The 19412-nt window shown below is 58.0% G+C and carries 19 protein-coding genes; 11 read left to right on the forward strand and 8 right to left on the reverse strand.

Annotation, left to right across the window (positions count from 1 at the left end; translation table 11 throughout):
* The first annotated feature begins 31 nt into the window (after positions 1-31).
* Positions 32-1420: a phenylalanine transporter gene (gene pheP / locus HBM95_05835; protein ID NIH42458.1), complete on the forward strand. Its 1389-nt coding sequence runs from the start codon at positions 32-34 to the stop codon at positions 1418-1420.
* Positions 1421-1517: 97 nt separating this feature from the next.
* Here pheP and HBM95_05840 read toward each other — a convergent pair whose 3' ends face one another.
* Entirely contained in the window at positions 1518-1817 is a 300-nt protein-coding gene (locus HBM95_05840) for a helix-turn-helix transcriptional regulator (protein ID NIH42459.1), read from the reverse strand.
* Positions 1805-2167 carry a type II toxin-antitoxin system RelE/ParE family toxin gene (locus HBM95_05845; protein NIH42460.1) on the reverse strand — a complete coding sequence of 121 codons (363 nt, stop codon included), beginning with the start codon at positions 2165-2167 and terminating at the stop codon, positions 1805-1807. Before HBM95_05845 ends, HBM95_05840 begins: the two co-directional genes overlap by 13 nt.
* A gap of 204 nt (positions 2168-2371) precedes the next feature.
* Between HBM95_05845 and HBM95_05850 the strand changes: the two genes are divergently transcribed.
* The 4 genes from HBM95_05850 to HBM95_05865 all read left to right on the forward strand — a co-directional run bounded on the left by HBM95_05850 (position 2372) and on the right by HBM95_05865 (position 6833).
* On the forward strand, positions 2372-3610 hold the full coding sequence (locus tag HBM95_05850) for a nucleoside permease (GenBank protein ID NIH42461.1): 1239 nt from the start codon (positions 2372-2374) through the stop codon (positions 3608-3610).
* Positions 3611-3625: 15 nt separating this feature from the next.
* Positions 3626-4651 carry a sugar phosphate isomerase/epimerase gene (locus tag HBM95_05855; GenBank protein ID NIH42462.1) on the forward strand — a complete coding sequence of 342 codons (1026 nt, stop codon included), beginning with the start codon at positions 3626-3628 and terminating at the stop codon, positions 4649-4651.
* Entirely contained in the window at positions 4644-5786 is a 1143-nt protein-coding gene (locus HBM95_05860; GenBank protein NIH42463.1) for a Gfo/Idh/MocA family oxidoreductase, read from the forward strand. Before HBM95_05855 ends, HBM95_05860 begins: the two co-directional genes overlap by 8 nt.
* A gap of 75 nt (positions 5787-5861) precedes the next feature.
* A complete protein-coding gene (locus HBM95_05865) occupies positions 5862-6833 on the forward strand; it encodes a LacI family transcriptional regulator (protein ID NIH42464.1) in 972 nt (323 codons plus the stop codon).
* Here the strand turns inward: HBM95_05865 and HBM95_05870 are convergent, their stop codons facing one another.
* On the reverse strand, positions 6834-8078 hold the full coding sequence (locus tag HBM95_05870) for a mechanosensitive ion channel family protein (protein NIH42465.1): 1245 nt from the start codon (positions 8076-8078) through the stop codon (positions 6834-6836).
* A gap of 65 nt (positions 8079-8143) precedes the next feature.
* Positions 8144-9580, reverse strand: coding sequence for an MFS transporter (locus HBM95_05875; GenBank protein ID NIH42466.1), 1437 nt, complete (start codon positions 9578-9580; stop codon positions 8144-8146).
* Between the two features lie 107 nt (positions 9581-9687).
* On the opposite strand from HBM95_05875, the gene HBM95_05880 reads away from it, so the two are divergent.
* Positions 9688-10557, forward strand: a complete 870-nt coding sequence (locus tag HBM95_05880) for a helix-turn-helix domain-containing protein (protein ID NIH42467.1) — start codon at positions 9688-9690, stop codon at positions 10555-10557.
* Positions 10558-10708: 151 nt separating this feature from the next.
* Entirely contained in the window at positions 10709-11311 is a 603-nt protein-coding gene (locus HBM95_05885; protein NIH42468.1) for a hypothetical protein, read from the forward strand.
* Between the two features lie 27 nt (positions 11312-11338).
* Here the strand turns inward: HBM95_05885 and nfsB are convergent, their stop codons facing one another.
* The 3 genes from nfsB to HBM95_05900 form a co-directional block, all read right to left on the reverse strand.
* Positions 11339-11992, reverse strand: coding sequence for an oxygen-insensitive NAD(P)H nitroreductase (gene nfsB / locus HBM95_05890; protein NIH42469.1), 654 nt, complete (start codon positions 11990-11992; stop codon positions 11339-11341).
* Positions 11993-12112: 120 nt separating this feature from the next.
* Positions 12113-12481, reverse strand: coding sequence for an MmcQ/YjbR family DNA-binding protein (locus tag HBM95_05895; GenBank protein NIH42470.1), 369 nt, complete (start codon positions 12479-12481; stop codon positions 12113-12115).
* On the reverse strand, positions 12471-13061 hold the full coding sequence (locus HBM95_05900) for a TetR/AcrR family transcriptional regulator (GenBank protein NIH42471.1): 591 nt from the start codon (positions 13059-13061) through the stop codon (positions 12471-12473). Before HBM95_05900 ends, HBM95_05895 begins: the two co-directional genes overlap by 11 nt.
* Before the next feature lie 189 nt (positions 13062-13250).
* Here HBM95_05900 and romA point away from each other — a divergent pair, with 189 nt between their 5' ends.
* Both romA and ramA read left to right on the forward strand, forming a co-directional pair.
* Positions 13251-14354, forward strand: coding sequence for a RomA family MBL fold metallo-hydrolase (romA, locus tag HBM95_05905; protein NIH42472.1), 1104 nt, complete (start codon positions 13251-13253; stop codon positions 14352-14354).
* Positions 14355-14386: 32 nt separating this feature from the next.
* Positions 14387-14728 (forward strand): RamA family antibiotic efflux transcriptional regulator, encoded by a 342-nt coding sequence (gene ramA / locus HBM95_05910; protein ID NIH42473.1) that lies wholly within the window; start codon positions 14387-14389, stop codon positions 14726-14728.
* Positions 14729-14784: 56 nt separating this feature from the next.
* Here ramA and HBM95_05915 read toward each other — a convergent pair whose 3' ends face one another.
* Positions 14785-15033 carry a DUF1158 domain-containing protein gene (locus tag HBM95_05915; protein ID NIH42474.1) on the reverse strand — a complete coding sequence of 83 codons (249 nt, stop codon included), beginning with the start codon at positions 15031-15033 and terminating at the stop codon, positions 14785-14787.
* Positions 15034-15521: 488 nt separating this feature from the next.
* Here HBM95_05915 and HBM95_05920 point away from each other — a divergent pair, with 488 nt between their 5' ends.
* Together HBM95_05920 and HBM95_05925 are read left to right on the forward strand one after the other, a co-directional pair.
* Positions 15522-18230: a cation-transporting P-type ATPase gene (locus HBM95_05920; protein ID NIH42475.1), complete on the forward strand. Its 2709-nt coding sequence runs from the start codon at positions 15522-15524 to the stop codon at positions 18228-18230.
* Between the two features lie 110 nt (positions 18231-18340).
* Complete coding sequence (locus tag HBM95_05925) at positions 18341-19405, forward strand: efflux RND transporter periplasmic adaptor subunit (GenBank protein NIH42476.1); 1065 nt, start codon at positions 18341-18343, stop codon at positions 19403-19405.
* The last annotated feature ends 7 nt before the right edge of the window (positions 19406-19412 follow it).

Here is a 19412-nt window from a genome sequence, read left to right on the forward strand (position 1 = left end):
GCCCCTTCTAAAAAAGAGACAGGGGTAGGGCGTGAAAGACGCGTCATCCGCTTCAGGCCATGGTAGCGCTGAAGCTTCGTCGGATCAGAATCCGACGCTGCAACGTGGTTTGCAAAATCGACATATTCAGTTAATTGCCCTTGGCGGCGCGATCGGTACCGGGCTGTTTCTCGGCATCGGCCCCGCCATTCAGATGGCCGGCCCGGCGGTTCTGCTGGGTTACGCTATCGCCGGGATTATCGCCTTCCTGATCATGCGCCAGCTCGGCGAGATGGTCGTTGAAGAGCCGGTGTCAGGCTCCTTCGCACACTTTGCCTATAAATACTGGGGCCCGTTCGCCGGCTTCCTCTCCGGCTGGAACTACTGGGTGATGTTCGTGCTGGTGGGGATGGCGGAACTGACCGCCGCAGGCATCTACATGCAGTACTGGCTCCCGGACGTGCCAACGTGGATCTGGGCGGCGGCCTTCTTCATCATCATTAACGCCGTTAACCTCGTGAACGTGCGCCTGTATGGCGAAACCGAGTTCTGGTTTGCGCTGATCAAGGTGCTGGCGATTATCGGCATGATCGGTTTCGGCCTGTGGCTGCTGTTCTCCGGCCACGGCGGCGAGCGGGCCACTATCGACAACCTGTGGCAGCACGGGGGCTTCCTCGCGACCGGCTGGAAAGGGCTGATCCTCTCCCTGGCGGTGATTATGTTCTCCTTCGGCGGGCTGGAGCTGATTGGCATCACCGCTGCCGAAGCGCGCGACCCGCACAAAAGCATTCCGAAAGCGGTCAACCAGGTGGTGTACCGTATTCTGCTGTTCTACATCGGCTCGCTGGTGGTGCTGCTGGCGCTCTACCCGTGGGTGGAAGTGAAGTCCGACAGCAGCCCGTTCGTGATGATTTTCCACGATCTCAACAGCAATGTGGTGGCTTCGGCGCTGAACTTCGTCATTCTGGTGGCATCGCTGTCGGTCTATAACAGCGGTGTTTACTCCAACAGCCGCATGCTGTTTGGCCTCTCCGTGCAGGGCAACGCGCCGAAGTTTCTCACCCGCGTCAGCCGTCGCGGCGTGCCGGTGAATTCGCTATTCCTTTCCGGCGCGATTACCTCTCTGGTCGTGCTGATCAACTACCTGCTGCCGAAACAGGCCTTTGGCCTGCTGATGGCGCTGGTGGTCGCGACGCTGCTGCTGAACTGGATCATGATCTGCCTGGCGCACCTGCGCTTTCGCGCCGCGATGCGCCGCAAGGGACGCGAGACGCAGTTTAAGGCGTTGCTCTACCCGGCAGGGAACTACATCTGTATCGCCTTCCTGGGGCTGATCCTGGCGCTGATGTGCACCATGGATGAGATGCGTCTTTCGGCAATGCTGCTGCCGGTGTGGGTGGTGTTCCTGTTTATCGCATTTAAGCTCTCGCGCAAAAAGTAGCGCGGTTTTCTCCTCTCCCTGTGGGAGAGGGCCGGGGTGAGGGCACCAGACCGCACCTGCCTTCACGCCCGGTCAGGCGAAGCAGCCACCTGCAGTATCAAATCTGAAACGCGATCCGTTTCCCATTCGGTAACGTCACATCGATGCTCATTTCACCGCCTAGCGCGCTGACATAACGTTTGAGCGTTGAAAGCCGGGGATCGTTTCCCGGCTGTTCGATTTTTGCCACAGTTGGTTGTTTTACCCCCATTGCCTCGGCCAGCTCTGTCTGCGAAACATTGAGCTCTTCCCGCAGTTGGTTCAGGGCAACAATTCTGCGCATCACTTCAACTTTAGCCGCAATACGCTCCTGACTTTCCGCGCTCTGTTGTGCCATGAGTTCTTTTAGCGTTGCCATATGGCCTCCTTATCCGCCAGATGTCTGCTGTACTCAACGTCAGCCAGCGTAATCATTTCGTCATAAAACCGTTTTTGATTGCAACCGGTTTTGTCTCCAGCACAGAGCACAATTGCCTTACGGTCGGGATCAAAAGCAAAAAAAGCTCTGATGGGATTTCCCGCATGTTGAATCCGTAACTCTTTCATGTTCGCATAGGCTGAAGCCTTCACGGTGTCTACGTATGGCCGCCCAAGCGTCGGGCCAAATTCAGCAAGAATATGCATTGTTGCCAGCACATCTTCTTTTAATGCTGTTGTTTGTTCAAAGAACCATTCATCAAATCTTTCCGTTGTCTCGACATTCCAAATCGTTTCTCCTGTAGCTTCCTCGCTGTATTATTTTATAGCCTATTGGCTATGGCTACAATCAGAACGTCTCGTTTTGTCATACAACGAGCTTTATCGTGACCCCCCTCCCAAATCTGTTTCGATCCACAGGATTTTTAAATTGTAATCGATTACTTTTTACTTGAACTGTTTTGTAATCGATTACTTTTGAGGGTGGGGCTCATCATGGTGTCAACAACTGAAAGTAGTGGGAAGGCGATAGCACAGCACCGGCTGCTGGTTCCGCGGCTGTCGCTGATGATGTTTTTGCAGTTTTTTATCTGGGGTAGCTGGTCGGTCACGCTCGGCCTGGTGATGACTCAGCACAACATGTCTTTGCTGATTGGCGATGCGTTCTCCGCCGGGCCAATCGCCTCTATTCTCTCGCCGTTCGTGCTTGGCATGCTGGTGGATCGCTTCTTTGCCTCGCAAAAGGTAATGGCGGTGATGCATCTCGCCGGGGCGGCGATCCTGTGGTTTGTTCCGGGCGCGCTGATTGCCGAAAACGGCGCGCTGCTGATTGGCCTGCTGTTTGGCTACACGCTCTGCTACATGCCGACGCTGGCGCTGACCAACAACATCGCGTTTCACAGCCTGGCGAACGTGGATAAAACCTTCCCGGTGGTGCGCGTGTTCGGCACCATCGGCTGGATCGTGGCGGGTATTTTCATCGGCGTTACCGGCGTGTCGGCAAGCGTCACCATCTTCCAGGTGGCGGCGGCCAGCTCCGTGCTGCTGGCGCTTTACAGCCTGACGCTGCCGCACACGCCAGCCCCGGCGAAAGGCCTGCCGGTCAAGGTGCGCGATCTCTTCTGCGCGGATGCCTTTGCGCTGCTCAAAACCCGCCACTTCTTCGTCTTCTCCGTCTGCGCGATGCTGATCTCCGTTCCGCTGGGCACCTACTACGCCTACACCGCCTCGTATCTGGCGGATGCCGGAATTGCCGACGTCAGCACCGCCATGTCGTTCGGGCAGATGTCCGAGATCGTCTTCATGCTGGTCATTCCGCTGTTGTTCCGCCGCCTGGGCGTGAAGGTGATGCTGCTGATCGGCATGCTGGCGTGGTTCGTGCGTTACGCCATGTTCGCGCTGGGCGTCAGCGAAGAAGGACGCATCCTGCTGTACCTCGGCATTCTGCTTCACGGCGTCTGCTACGATTTCTTCTTTGTCGTCGGCTTTATCTACACCGACCGCGTGGCGGGCGAGAAGGTGAAAGGCCAGGCCCAGAGCATGATCGTCATGTTCACCTACGGCATCGGCATGCTGCTCGGCTCGCAGATTTCCGGCGCGCTCTATAACCGCCTGGTGGCCGGGCAGACCGTGCCGCAGGCGTGGGTGACATTCTGGTGGATTCCGGCGGTGGCTGCCGCGGCGATCGCGCTGATTTTCCTTCTCACGTTTAAGTATGACGATGACAAGGCGTAATGTTCAGGAGGTGGTATGAGGACGATAAAAGGACCCGGCATTTTTCTGTCTCAGTTTATTGGCGCAGAAGCGCCGTTTAATTCGCTCGACGGGCTGGCTGAATGGGCGGCAGGTAAAGGTTATAAAGCGGTGCAGATCCCCTGCAACCATCCGCATATTTTTGACGTCGAGAAAGCGGCTGAGAGCCAGGCCTACTGCGATGACATCACCGCTAAGCTGGCCGCGCACGGGCTGGTTATCAGCGAACTGTCGACCCATCTGGAAGGGCAGCTTGTCGCGGTAAACCCGATTTACAGCGACGCGTTTGATCACTTCGCGCCCACGTCCGTGCGCGGTAACGATGCGGCGCGCCGGGCGTGGGCCACGGAGAAGCTGAAACAGGCGGCGGTCGCCTCGGCCAGATTAGGCCTAAAAGCGCACGCCACCTTCTCCGGCTCACTGGCCTGGCCGTTTTTCTACCCGTGGCCGCCGCATAACGAACAGCGTTTTCAGGAAGCGTTCGGGGAGCTGGCAAACCGCTGGCGGCCGATTCTGGATACCTTCGACGAGCAGGGGGTGGACGTCTGCTTTGAGTTGCATCCGGGGGAAGATCTGCACGACGGCGTGACCTTCGAGCGTTTTCTGGCGCTGGTGGATAACCACCCACGCTGCAACATTCTCTTTGATCCGAGCCACATGCTGTTGCAGCAGATGGACTACCTGACCTTCATCGACATCTACCACGCGCGCATCAGGGCGTTCCATGTGAAGGATGCGGAGTTCCGCCCGAACGGGCGCAGCGGCGCGTACGGCGGCTACCAGCCGTGGATCAACCGCGCCGGACGCTTCCGGTCGCTCGGCGACGGGCAGATCGACTTTAAGGGCATTTTCAGCAAGCTGACCCAGTACGACTATGACGGCTGGGCGGTGCTGGAGTGGGAGTGCTGTCTGAAGGACGGGGATACCGGCGCGCGCGAAGGCAGCGAGTTTATCCGCCGCCACATCATTCCGGTCTCCGGGCGCGCGTTTGATGATTTCGCCGCTGGAGGCAAGCATGATTAACGTCGGAATTATCGGCAGCGGGTTTATCGGCCCGGCGCATATCGAGGCGCTGCGGCGTCTCGGATACGTGCAGGTTGTGGCCCTCTGCGACGGCACGCTTGCCAAAGCGCAGGAAAAAGCGCGTCAGCTTAACGTGCCGCACGCGTACGGCAGCGTTGAGGAACTGCTCGCACACCCCGATCTGCACGTGGTGCACAACTGCACGCCTAACCACCTGCACGCGGAGATTAACCGCCAGATCCTGCGCGCGGGCAAGCACGTGTTTTCCGAAAAGCCGCTGTGCATGACCCCGGACGAGGCGCGCGAGCTGGTGGCGCTGGCGGATCAGACGGGCGCGGTGCACGGCGTGAGCTTTGTCTATCGCCAGTTTGCGATGGTGCGCCAGGCGGAGAGCATGATGCGTGCGGGCAGCGTCGGGCGGCTGTTTGCCTCGCACGGCAGCTATCTGCAGGACTGGATGCTGCTGGAAACCGACTATAACTGGCGGGTAGATGCCGCGCTGGGCGGCGCATCACGCGCGGTGGCGGACATCGGCTCCCACTGGTGCGACACGGTGCAGTTCGTCACCGGGCGGCGCATTACCGAGGTGATGGCGGATCTCTCCATCGTCTGGCCGACGCGCAGGGCCAGCAAAGGCGGGAATCAAACTTTCTCCCACGACGAGCGGGCGGAGTATGAAGACAAACCGGTCACCACCGAAGATTTCGGCTCGGTGCTGTTCCGCTTCGACGACGGCAGCAAGGGCAGCTTTAGCGTCTCGCAGGTGAGCGCCGGGCGTAAAAACCGCCTGACGTTTGAGGTCAACGGCAGCGAGCGGTCGCTGGCGTGGGATCAGGAGGTGCCGCAGCAGCTGTGGATCGGCCATCGCGCGCAGGCCAACCAGACGCTCACCGACGATCCGGGGCTGATGAACCCTGACGTGGCCGACAGCGCCCACTTCCCCGGCGGACATATCGAAGGCTGGCCGGACGCCTTCAAAAATATGATGGCGCAGTTCTACCGCGCCGTGCAGGCGGGCGCGATGCCGGATACGCCGCAGTTTGCGACGTTTCACGATGGCGCAAATGTGATGTATATCATTGATGCTATTGTGAAAAGCCATCAACAGCAGCGCTGGGTGCGCGTGGAACAATAACGCGTTGCCCGGTTCGCCGGGCAATAAATTTATGGTAGCCTGCACAAAACGCTAACCGCAGGATGTGTCGTCGCTATGTCAATTCAGAAAATCGCTCAGCTGGCCGGGGTCTCCGTGGCGACGGTCTCCCGCGTGCTGAATAACAGCGACACCGTGAAGGCGAAAAACCGCGAGCGCGTTCTGCGGGCGATTCAGGAGAGTAACTACCAGCCAAACCTGCTCGCCCGTCAGCTGCGCACCGCCCGCAGCTATATGATCCTGGTGATGGTGTCCAACATTGCCAACCCGTTCTGCGCCGAAGTGGTGAAGGGCATCGAGGCCGAGGCCGAGAAAAACGGCTACCGCATTCTGCTGTGCAACTCTGGCTCGGACATCGAGCGCTCCCGCTCGGGCTTAAGCCTGCTCTCCGGCAAAATCGTCGACGGCATTATCACCATGGACGCCTTCTCGAAGCTGCCGGAACTGGCCGCGCTGATTGGTTCTGCACCGTGGGTGCAGTGCGCCGAATACGCCGATGCGGGCGCGGTCTCCTGCGTCGGCATCAATGATGTGGACGCTTCACAGCATGCCGTCAGCCAGCTGGCCGACGGCGGCCGCAAGCGTATCGCGATGATCAACCACGATCTCAGCTACAAATATGCCCGCCTGCGCGAGCGGGGCTACAAAAGCGTGATCCACCTGCGGGATCTGGACTATCAGGCGGTGGAGTATGCCAGCGATCTCAGCTCCGGCGCGGGCATGGCCGCGATGCAAAATCTGCTAAAAGAAAACCCGCCGGATGCGGTATTTGCCGTTTCCGACACGCTGGCGGCGGGCGCGCTGCGTGCTATTCAGCAGGCCGGGCTGCGGGTGCCGGAGGATATCGCGGTCGTGGGCTTTGACGGCACCGAGCTCGCGGAGATGATTTCGCTCACCACCATCGAACAGCCGTCGCGGGATATCGGGCGCAAGGCGGTCGAGCTGCTCTTAAATAAGATCGACAACCCGGATGCGCCCACGGAGAGGGTGATGATGGACTGGCGCTTTATTTCCCGCGCCAGCACCTGATTATTGCGCGATGACGCCCGCCAGGGAGCGAATATCGTTCCCGGTTGGCGACTGGTGAATGCGCAGACCAAATTCATCCACCACCGCAAAAATATGATCGAAGATGTCGGCCTGAATTTCCTCATATTCCGCCCAGACCACTGTGTTGGTGAAGGCATATATTTCAATCGGCAGGCCGTTGGCGTCCGGTGCGAGCTGGCGCACCATCAGCGTCATATCTTTGCGGATGCGCGGGTGGTTGCGCAGATATTCATTCAGGTAGGCGCGGAAGGTGCCGATATTGGTCATCTTGCGCAGATTTAATACTGATTCCCCTTCACCGTTCTTCTGATTCCACAGGCTAATTTCCTCATGACGCGCGGCCAGATAGGGCTTCAGCAGCTTCGCCTGAATCAGCTTCTGCTGCTCCTGCTCGTCGAGGAAATGAATGCTGGTGGTATCAATATTCAGGCTGCGCTTAATGCGTCGCCCGCCGGAGGCAGACATGCCGCTCCAGTTAATAAAGGCGTCAGAGACCAGCGCCCACGTCGGGATGGTGGTGATGGTGTTATCAAAGTTGCGCACCTTAACGGTGGTCAGGCCGATATCCGTCACCGTGCCGTTGGCGCCGTACTTCGGCATCTCCAGCCAGTCGCCGAGCTTGAGCATGTCGTTGGCGGAGAGCTGAATACCCGCCACCAGTCCGAGTATCGGGTCTTTAAACACCAGCATCAGAACGGCGGCCATGGCGCCCAGACCGCTTATCAGAATCGCCGGGGACTGGCCGATCAGCAGGGAAATAATCAATATCCCCACCAGGATGGCGCTCACCAGCTTGATGCCCTGGAAGATCCCTTTCAGCGGCAGCTGTGATGCGGTGGCCATTTTCTGCGACAGGTTAAAAATCACGTCCAGCAGCGAGAAGAAGGAGAGCAGGGCATACACCATCACCCACAGCTTCGCGCAGGTGGTGAGCATTTCCGCCGCTTCGCTGCCTTTTTGCAGCCACAGCACCGCCTGAACGTTGACGATTATCCCCTGAAGGGTAAAGGCCAGACGGTGAAATAATTTATTCTGGGTAATGATCTGCAACCATAAATGGCTGCTGGCCTGCGCGCGTTTCTCAAATGCGCGCAGCACCACTTTGTGAAGAATAAAATGAACGATGATGGCGGTAAGAAAAATAATACCAAAGATAATCACTAAAGAGGTGGTGTGATTAATTTCAATGCCTAACTCTTCAACATGAGCAATTAATTCCTGCATAACATCTCCTGTATTGTTGCAGCCCCATAATGGCGGCTGCGGATCTATTATGCAAATTCGCGGGCTTATTTGGCGGCCTGGCAGACCTTCGCCACCGGCAGGCACAGCCTGCGACGCATACGAATTGTCGCCAGCGCCAGGATAACCATCAGGCCGGTTTCTACCGCCAGGAAAAGGTTAATCGCTTGCGCGTAATTTCCGTGATAATTCTGCAGCCCGTGTAGCAAAATCGCGCCGAAAATGGCCGGGCCCAGCCCCAGCGCGGCCTGCTGCAGCGTGCTGAGAATGGCGCTCGCGGCCCCCGCGTCATCGGGCTGAATATCTCGCATCCCGATGCGGTAAAAGCTGTTTACAATCAGCGCCTGGCCGTAGCCTACCAGCCCGGTGGCAGGCGCCAGCGTCAGCGCAGTATTTTGCAATCCCCAGTAGCGGAACGTGACGATCAGCGCCAGCAGGCCGATTATCTGTATTGCCAGACCCGTCAGCAGAATCGTGCTGGTGCTGTAGCGGGCAATCAGCCTCGGCGCGAACCATGCGGAGATAAAATAGGTCACGCCAAGGGCGATAAAACTGTTCCCGGACTGCCACGGCGCCATCCCCAGCCCGGTCTGCATGGTCAGCGCCATGCAGAACATAAACCCGGACCAGACGCTGAAAAAGAGCAGCGCAATCACGATGCCAAAGCGAACGCTGCGAAGCTGAAGCAGACGCGGCGGGATCAGTGGATGGGCATTCCCACGCTCCTTTTTGCGCGCATTCTGCGCCATCAGCCAGGCCAGCGGAATAATGATAAGAAGCATAACCTTAAGCGACCACGGCCAGTGCTGCTGTGGGCCGAGCGCCATCGGGAACAGCAGACAGCAAAGAATGATCGCCAGCAGCACGGTGCCCGGCCAGTCGATGCGCGACGGCGTCTCACGGCGGGTTTCCGGCACGTAGCGGCGGCTTAACGCCAGCACCATCAGACAAATCGGTACGTTGATAAAGAAGGCGTTACGCCAGCCCAGCCCGGCGATATCCGCCGACACCAGCCAGCCGCCGCCCATCTGGCCCACGATAAACGCAATCCCGCCGATGCCGCCAAACAGGCTTATGGCTTTCGCGTGGGCGCTGCCTTTTAGCGTGACGTGCAGCGTCGCGAGAATCTGCGGCATAATCAGCGCTGCCCCCGCGCCCTGAACGATGCGCGCGGCCAGCAGCTGTTCAATGTTTCCCGCCATCCCGCACAGCAGCGAGGCCAGGCCAAAAACTGCCACGCCCCACATAAACAGGCGACGGCGGCCAAGGTTATCTCCCAGCTTGCTGCCGAGCGCGAGGCAGACGGCAAAGGCCACGCCGTAGAGGGCGACAATCAGCTCTAGCTCGGTGGCGGTAGCCTGCAGTGAATGGGTGATAGCGTCCAGCGCCACATTGGTGATTGAGGTATCAATCATGGGCAGCATCTGGCCGGTCAACAGCAGTATCAGGCCTGCGCGGCCCGGTGAAACAACTGACGTATTCATGGTAACTCCATTGCGTCATTCATCAGATGGTCGTAGCATCAACCATCTGATAAACGGGTACCAGTTCTTGCTTATACTGGTACTGGCACTACCATGCAGGGGGATTTATGGCCTTGATGTCTGAACCCGTCGCCTCACATCAGGATGACACCCGAAAACAGCTGGGGGCATTTTTACGCGCCCGGCGGGAAAGCCTCGATCCGCAGCGTCTCGGCCTGCCGCGCAGCGGTCGGCGCCGCACGCCGGGCCTGCGCCGGGAAGAGGTGGCGATGCTCGCGGATGTGGGCGTGACCTGGTACACCTGGCTTGAGCAGGGCAGGGACGTCAAACCGTCCAGCACGGTGATGGCCTCCGTGGCGAAAGCCCTGCAGTGCACCCCAACCGAAACCCGGCATCTGTTTGTGTTAGCCGGATTGCCGCCGGGTGAAGCGCCGCAGGCGGTCTGCTGCGAGGGCATCAGCGAAGGCACTCGCCGCCTGCTCGATACCCTGATGCCAAAACCCGCCAGCATTCAGAAGCCCAACTTCGACATCGTGGCGTGGAACGACAGCTTCGGGCACCTGATGGGTGTTGATTTCAATGACATCCCGCCGGAAGACCGCAACTGTATTTACCTGTTCCTCACCCATCCGGCGTGGCGCGCGCGTCTCGGCAGACGCGACGACGTGCTGCCGATTTTCGTTTCCTATTTCCGCGCGGCGATGGCCGAGCACCGGGGCGACCCGCTGTGGGAAGCCAAACTGGCGCGCTTCTTTGCGGTGTCGGAGGAGTTCAAAACCCTGTGGCACCAGCGCAACGACGTGCGCGGCGTGGAGAACCAGCTCAAGCTGTTTACCCATCCAGAACTGGGAGATTTTACGCTGCAGCAGATGTACTGGTACTCCGCACCGCGAAACGGATCGCGGCTGCTGGTCTATTTACCGGTGGATGAGGCGGGGGAACGGGCAATGGAATGGCTGGCGGAGCAGGGGAAATAAGTTTTTTGCGAGGCGCTTTCAGGGAATAAAGGCTGGTTCTGCTAAGTGGATGAGACAGGTGTAAGGTGGGGTTATCTTAAACCAATCGACTGAATCGACATCATTTCGATGAGGTGTTAAGTCGTCTATACTCACGCCATGAGAAACCACCATGTCGCCACTGATGATTGATTCCGCAGACTTCAGCCAAAAATTAGGCCTTATCTCCCGAAACGTTGAACATACTGAAGCGTTTCTTGCACGAGGCACGGTGGATTTTCATCTGCCTGGATTTATGCTGCCAGCGGGATATCGCCTGTTAAAATCGCGCTACGGCGATGAATACCGTCTCGTGACCACTGACGATGGTAAACCCTATACGGCGTATGCCGTGAAGTTGACGTTTCATAAAGAAATTACATTTCCTCACGGGGCTGCGACACAGGTTATGGTCTGGCGTACGCCACGCGCCGTGCATCAGCGAGTAATCAGTGGGTTACCACAATCCTTCTTTCAATGGGTGCTTAGCGAATACGACATTGTGGTTTCTGACAGCGAGCAAACCGGAGACGGACAGCGGTTTTGGTTACGCATGATTGACTGGGCGTTCAGCATGAATTATCAGATAAGCGTGGCGGACGGTACGGTAGGTGAGGAGTGGCACTTAACACCGGTGAGTTCTTACGCCGAGCTGGAAGAGCGCTGGATTGCGTTTGCCTGGGGAAACGATCGTGATGTTCATCCACATCGCAGGTTAGTCATCAGTAAAGCGTAACGGGCCGCACAGAGCGGCCCGTTTTGATCAGCACTCGGTCACAATCGTGCTCAGCGGCAGGCGAGACTTCGGCAGCGTGGCGTTGAAATCTTCCACGCTGTGATGCCCAACCGGCACCACCACCAGGCTGGTGAAGCCTTTCTCTTTCAGGCCAAACTCTTCGTCGAGAATAGCGGCGTCGAAGCCTTCGATTGGCACGGCGTCCAGACCCAGCGCACCCACGCCCAGCAGGAAGTTACCGACGTTCAGGTAAACCTGTTTCGCCATCCACTGGTCGTCATCTTTCAGATCCACGCGGTGCATATCGGCAAAATAGTGGCGTCCTTTGTTATTGGCCGCTTTCGCTTCCGGCGTGTTGAAACGACCATCCGCCTCTTCCTGATCGACAACGCGCTCCAGCCAGGCGTCGTCCATCGCGGTTTTCGCGCAAAATACCACCACGTGAGAAGCATCCAGCATTTTGCGTTCGTTGAACACATAGGTGCCCGCGGCGGATTTCGCCACGCGGGCTTTACCTTCCTCGGTGCTGGCCACAATGAAGTGCCACGGCTGGGAGTTGGTGCTGGATGGGCTGTACTGCAGCAGGGTTTTGATTTTTTCCGCTTCTTCAGCGGTCAGTTTTTTGGTTGGGTCGAACGCCTTGGTAGAGTGGCGTTTCAGGGCGACAGAAATGATATCCATAACTACTCCTGGTAATGAAATTCGCCCGTGCGCGGGCGCGAAAGGAGAGCAGATTACCGCGCGAAGCCGCAAAAGATAAGTGCGATTCGAGCGGTTATACTGTTCGGCACAGACGAACAGTCAGGCTGGCCGTATCCACTTCTGGTCTTTTTTCGGCAGCTTATCGACAACCAGATTCCACGAGTCCGCGATCAGGTCGGCGACCAGTTCAGGCGTGATGTCGTCGGTGCCGTAAAGCGAGATCCAGTGTTTTTTATTGAGGTGGTAGCCCGGCTCAACGCCGCGATAAATCTGCTGATTTAACAGGGATTTTTCCGGGTCGGATTTCAGGCTAACGTGGGGCCTGCCGTGCGCGGTGGCCATCAGCATAAAAATTTTCCCGCCAACCTTAAACACGTCGTACTCGGGGCCAAACGGCCAGCAGTGTTCGGTGAAAGGCATCTCCAGCGCGACGCGTTTCGCGTGCGCCTGCAGAGAGTTACTGTCCATCGCTATCCTCCTGAGCCAGCCCGCGCCACATAGCTTCAAAACCCAGCGCTTTAAAATCGACGGCACGGGACGGATCGCGGGTGGCAAACTCCATGGTGGTTTCCGCCAGCGATAAGAAAAGAGCATCGCCAAACGTTTTAAATTCATCGGACATAAACACCGGGCGCACCGAGCGGCGGCACAGCTCGTGAAGTTCCGGGAACATCTCCTTCACCGCCTGTTCCGTTTCGGTGCTCAGCTTTTCACTGACGCCAATCTGGCGGATTGCCGCATGAGAAACGGGGTTACGAATACCCCAGTCCACGTAGCTGTTCCAGATATTGCGGGTATGCTCTTTAGGAAGGGTGAGGGTGCGATCGAGGTTCGCCAGCATGGTCTGGCAGAGATCCTGCTTGAGGTGCAGGTAAAGGGCATTCAGCAGGTCGTCTTTAGTAGCAAAGTAGCGAAACAGCGTGCCTTCAGCGACGCCCGCGTTACGGGCAATTAACGCCGTTGAGGCGGCAATACCTGACTGTGCAAATGCCACCGTTGCGGCTTCCAGTAAGGCCTGTTTTTTATCTTCACTCTTCGGACGTGCCACTAAATTTTCCCCCTCTCAATGCTAAAAACCCTGATTGAAACACGTGCTTTGACACGCTGCAACGCGGAATGTCAAAGATCGAAAACGTCTTGACGACTTTATCATCATATCTATAATGAGTGCTTACTCACTCATAATCAAGTTTCCCCCGCGTAAACCATCGGATGGCGCGCGTTTTCGGGTCAGGATATGAAAAAGCCTCTCTTCATCTGCGTGGTGTTCGTCATGATTATTGCTTCAGCTGCGAGTTTACCGTTTGTTCTGAATGCCGGATTTGGCCAGCCGCCGCAGGGTGCGCAGCTTACGGAAGTGGAGGCTTCTCCGCACTATCGCGACGGGAAGTTCCACAACGCGCTTCCGACGCCTGGCTTTACCGGGCAGCAAAACATGCTGGTGGCGTGGTGGCAGTTCCTGACCCGTAAAACCGAAAACGCCCGTCCGGCGCAGCCGTTGCCACTGGTGAAAACCGATCTGGCGAGCTTGCCTCTGGAGCAGGATACGCTGGTGTGGCTCGGCCACTCTTCGTGGTATATGCAGCTGGCGGGAAAACGCATCCTGATCGACCCGGTCCTCGGCAACTATGCCGCGCCGTTCTCGTTCCTTAATAAGGCGTTTGCGGGAGAGTACCCGTGGCGTGCGGAGAGCATGCCGGAAATCGACCTGCTGATTATCTCGCACGATCACTACGACCATCTGGACTACGCCACCATCCGGGCGCTATTGCCGAAGGTGAAGCGTGTCGTGACGCCGCTCGGCGTGGGATCCCACCTGCGCTACTGGGGAATGACGCCTGAGATTATCGACGAGCGCGACTGGAACCAGTCGGTGCACATCAGCGATGCGCTGACGGTTCACGTGCTGCCCGCGCGCCACTTCTCCGGGCGCGGCATCAAGCGTGACCAGACCCTGTGGGGCAGTTTTATGTTCGTCACGCCAGAGCAGAAGGTCTACTACAGCGGCGACTCCGGTTACGGCCCGCACTTTAAGGCCATTGGCGAGCAGTTTGGCGAGGTGAATTTAGCCATCATGGAAAACGGCCAGTACGACCAGGACTGGAAGTACATCCACATGCTGCCGGATGAAACGGCGCAGGCTTCGGCGGACCTCAACGCGAAAGCGGTGGTGCCGGGGCATAACGGGCGTTTCGTGCTGGCGAAACACACCTGGAACGATCCGCTGATCCAGCTGGCGCGGGCCAGTAAGGATAAAAATTATCGGCTGCTGACGCCGGAACTGGGTGAGCCGGTTCGGGTGAGCGATAGCATGCAACAGTTTCGTGAGTGGTGGGAATAATGTTGAACCAAGAAACAGAGGGGGAGAGCAGCATGACGATTTCCGCTCAGGTCATTGATACCATAGTCGAATGGATCGATGACAACCTACACCAGCCGCTACGCATCGAAGAGATCGCCCGCCACGCGGGTTACTCCAAGTGGCATTTACAGCGGCTGTTTATGCAGTACAAAGGCGAAAGCCTGGGGCGCTACATCCGCGAACGCAAGCTGCTGCTGGCGGCGCGGGATCTGCGTGAATCTGACGAGCGCGTGTACGAAATCTGCCTGCGCTACGGTTTTGAATCGCAGCAGACGTTTACCCGCATCTTTACCCGCACCTTCCATCAACCGCCTGGGGCATATCGCAAAGAGAACCATAGTCGGGCGCATTGAAATTGACGAAACGTAGGCCGGGAAAGGCATTGCTGCCACCCGGCTTTTTTATTGGCCTACGACGCCAGTGAAAACCAGCGGCGCCAGACGAAACGCAGGATGAAGAATTCAATGGCCCCGAGCAGTAAAAACCACACGCAGAACAGTATGGTGTAAAGCTGGTTCAGATCGACCATATGAAAGGTCTGAACCAGCTTCTGCGCCAGCACCAGACCCAGCGACGGTGCGGGCAGCAGTAAGCAAGAGAGCAGGGCCAGCAATAAAATGCCCCCTGCAGTCAGCAGCGATTCCAACGGGTGTTTCATCGTAATGTTAATCGTCAGTTAAAAATGTCATTGTCCGGCATCCTTTAACGTAAAGCAATATCAACCCGCCAGGCCTTTTTTAATGAAATAATTCTCGACACCAACAAATAATGCGCGAAAGGAAATTAATTTAACCATGATGATTAAATTAATTTCGCGCTATGTAAATAAATGTCTGCATCACGAAAATAATTTTACAAACGTATAAGTGCTGTATCCAATTAACGTCGCAATAACAATGGCTGCGACAATGTATAACGCCAGGCGCCGTCCGCGATAAATACCAAACATGGTACCCCCTCGTTTAGGAATGGTTTAGAAATATTTTGTAAAAATCAGCTCGTCGAAATAATTTTAATCAATTTTGAATAACCCAGTGGTAAATATATTGCGGTAGATCAATTTTACCCGCAAGACTTTAAAATCAATTTATTTAAGCCAGAAAGGAATTCAGGCTTCTGTTCACCGGATATTGAAGGAAAAATACGATGACTGAAAAAAAATTCTCCTCAAACATGCCGCCTTCCGGCGGGCTGGCATACCAGCAGACCACAGAGCAGGTGCTTGCCTACGCGCAAAGCCAGGCGAGCGGTCTGGACCGCGCAGAGGCGCAGGCGCGTCTGCAAAAACATGGCCCGAACGCGCTTCCGGAGAAAAAGGGCAAGCCGGGCTGGCTGCGTTTTCTCGCGCACTTTAACGATGTGCTGATTTACGTTCTGCTGGCCGCTGCGGTATTAACGGCGGTAATGGGCCACTGGGTCGATACGCTGGTTATTTTGGGCGTGGCGGTTATCAACGCCTTGATTGGCCATATTCAGGAAAGCAACGCGGAAAAATCCCTGAAGAGCATTCGTAATATGCTCTCCAGCGAGGCACGCGTTATTCGCAACGGCAACCATGAAACCATCCCAACGACTGAAATAGTCCCGGGCGATATTATTGTATTACGCGCGGGGGATCGTATTCCGGCAGATATGCGTTTAATCAAAGCGCATAATTTACGCGTGGAAGAGGCGATTCTGACCGGCGAATCCACCGTGGTGGATAAACATATTAATCCGCTGAGCGGTGAACTGCCGCTGGGCGACCGCACCAATATGGTCTTCTCCGGAACGACCGTCAGCGCGGGCGGCGGCATCGGCGTGGTCACCGCGACCGGTAAGGAGACGGAGCTCGGCCACATCAACCAGATGATGGCGGGTATCGAAAAACACCGCACGCCGCTGCTGGTGCAGATGGACAAGCTGGGGAAAGCGATCTTCGCCATTATCCTCGCAATGATGGCTGCGCTGTTCGTCTTCAGCCTGGTGTTCCGCGAGATCCCGATGGGCGAGCTGCTGCTCTCCCTGATCAGCCTGGCGGTGGCCTCCGTGCCGGAAGGTCTGCCGGCGATAATCTCCATCATCCTCTCGCTGGGCGTGCAGGCGATGGCCCGCAAGCGGGCGATTATCCGCAAGCTGCCGACGGTTGAAACGCTCGGCGCGATGACCGTGGTCTGCTCGGATAAAACCGGCACCCTGACCATGAACGAGATGACGGTCAAAGCCATTATCACCGCCGACGCCTGCTACCGCGTGGACGGCAACAGCTACGAGCCGGTGGGCAACATCTACCTGGAAGGCAGCGACGAGCCGGTCCACATCCAGCCGGGCACCGTGCTGGAGCAGTACCTGCGCACCATCGACCTCTGCAACGACAGCCAGCTGATTCAGGACGAGCGCGGCCTGTGGGGCATCACCGGTGGGCCGACCGAGGGGGCGCTGAAGGTGCTGGCGGCGAAGGCCAGCCTTGAGCCGGTCGTGACTACGCTGGTTAATAAGATCCCGTTCGACTCGCAGTACAAGTACATGAGCACCCACTACCAGATTGGCGGTGAGGAGCAGATTTTGATCACCGGCGCGCCGGACGTCATTTTCGCCCTGTGCGCCGAGCAGCAGACCCGCAACGGTGCGGAAGCCTTCAACCGCGCGTACTGGGAAAGCGAGATGGAGCGCTATGCCCGTCAGGGGCTGCGCATGGTCGCCGCGGCGTTCAAGCCGGCGAACGGCGAGCAGGAACTGACGCACGACGATCTGAGCCACGGTCTGATCTTCCTCGGCATCGCCGGGATGATGGATCCGCCGCGTCCGGAAGCCATTGATGCGATTAACGCCTGCCAGCAGGCGGGGATCCGCGTGAAGATGATCACCGGGGATCACCCACAGACGGCGATGAGCATCGGTCAGATGCTGGGGATCGCCAACAGCGAGCAGGCGGTCACTGGCTACGAGCTGGAGAAAATGGACGATGCCGCGCTGGCGGAAGCCGCGGTGAAGTATGACATCTTCGCCCGCACCAGCCCGGAGCATAAGCTGCGTCTGGTGAAAGCGCTGCAGGATAAAGGCGAAATCGTCGGTATGACCGGTGACGGCGTGAACGATGCTCCGGCGCTGCGTCAGGCTGACGTGGGTATCGCGATGGGCATCAAAGGCACGGAAGTGACCAAAGAGGCGGCGGACATGGTCCTGACGGACGATAACTTCGCCACCATCGCCAGCGCGGTAAAAGAGGGGCGTCGCGTTTACGACAACCTGAAGAAGACCATTCTGTTCATCATGCCGACCAACCTCGCGCAGGGGCTGCTGATTGTGATTGCGCTGCTGGCGGGGAACATCATTCCGCTGACGCCGGTGCTGATTTTGTGGATGAACATGGCCACCTCCGCCACGCTCTCCTTCGGTCTGGCTTTTGAGGCCGCCGAGCGCAACATCATGCGTCGTCCGCCGCGTCAGACCGGGCAGCACGTGATGGACGCCTACGCCGTGTGGCGCGTGGCCTTCGTCGGCACCATGATTGCCATCGCCGCCTTTGCGCTGGAAGCCTGGCTGGCTCCGCGCGGCCACAGCGCGGAGTTCATCCGCACCGTGCTGCTGCAGATGTTGGTCTGCGCCCAGTGGGTGTACATGATTAACTGCCGCAACACCGAAGGGTTCTCCCTGAACCGCGGCCTGCTGGCGAACAAAGGGATCTGGCTGGTGACGGGCGTACTGTTCCTGCTCCAGGCGGCGATTATCTACCTGCCGTTTATGCAGATGCTGTTCGGCACCGAAGCGCTGCCGCTGCGCTACTGGTTCGTGACTCTGGCGGTGGCGGGCGTGATGTTCTTCGTCGTCGAAATCGAGAAGCGACTGACCCGCAGGTTCCGTAAGGCTGCATAACAAAGAACCCCCTCACCCTGCCCTCTCCCCAAAGGGGAGAGGGTGTTCAAGTTCCCTCTCCCCTTTGGGGAGAGGGTTAGGGTGAGGGGAGACAACGCTGAGGTACTCCCATGAAATTCCCGGTCCTGTTAGCACTTCTTGTCAGTACCCTGCAACCCGTATTCGCCTCCGCGATCCCCGTACGCGTCGCCGCCGTGGAGCAGACCGCCCACGCCGCCGAGCGCCAGATCCCGGGCCGCATCGAAGCTATCCACACCGTTGAGCTGCGCGCCCGCACGGAAGGCGTGATCACCAAAATTCACTTCCGCGACGGACAGTACGTGAAAAAAGGCGACGTGCTGTTCGAGCTGGACGACGCCGAGCCGCGCGCCGCCCTGCGCCTGGCGCAGGCCGAGGTGAGAAGCGCCGAAGCCACGCTGCGTCAGGCGCAGCAGCAGCTTTCCCGATTTGAAAGCCTGGGCAGCAGCAACGCCATCAGCCGTCACGACGTGGATAACGCCCGCATGCAGCGGGACGTCGCCAGCGCCGCGCTGGAGCAGGCCAAAGCCCGGCTCGACACCCGCAGCGTCACCCTGAACTACACCCGCATCGCCTCGCCGATTGACGGCCGCGTGGGGCACAGCCAGTTCCACGTCGGCAGCCTGGTCAACCCTGCCAGCGGCGTGCTGGTGGAGGTGGTGCAGCTTGACCCGATCCGCATCGCCTTTGCGCTGGAGGAGGGGGCATTTGCTACCAAAGCCGGACAGCATGCCGACATCAGCGCCATGAAGCAGGCCTGGCAGGCGTTAATTGACAGCAACGGCCAGCGCGTCAGCGGCGAGCTCACCTCCGTAGACAACTGCATCGACCCGCGCACCGCCAGCATGATGCTGCGCGCCGAGTTCGCCAACCCGCGCCATCAGCTCCTGCCCGGTGGCAATGTAAACGTGTATTTGCGCCCGGCAAGCGAACAGCCCGTGCTGACCCTGCCCGCTGCCGCGGTGCAGCAGAACGGCGACGGGTTCTTCGCCTGGGTGGTTAACGCCGACGGCAAGGCTGAAATGCGCCCGCTGAAGATAGCCGGACAGATCGGCCAGCAGTTTCAGATTGCCTCCGGCGTGAAGTCCGGTGAGCGAGCGATTACTAACGGCGCGCAGCGCGTGCAGCCCGGCGCTACCGTCCAGATACTCAACTAAGGAGCCA

It is taken from the genome of Enterobacter asburiae (genome assembly GCA_011754535.1).
GTDB classification, from domain to species: domain Bacteria; phylum Pseudomonadota; class Gammaproteobacteria; order Enterobacterales; family Enterobacteriaceae; genus Enterobacter; species Enterobacter cloacae_N.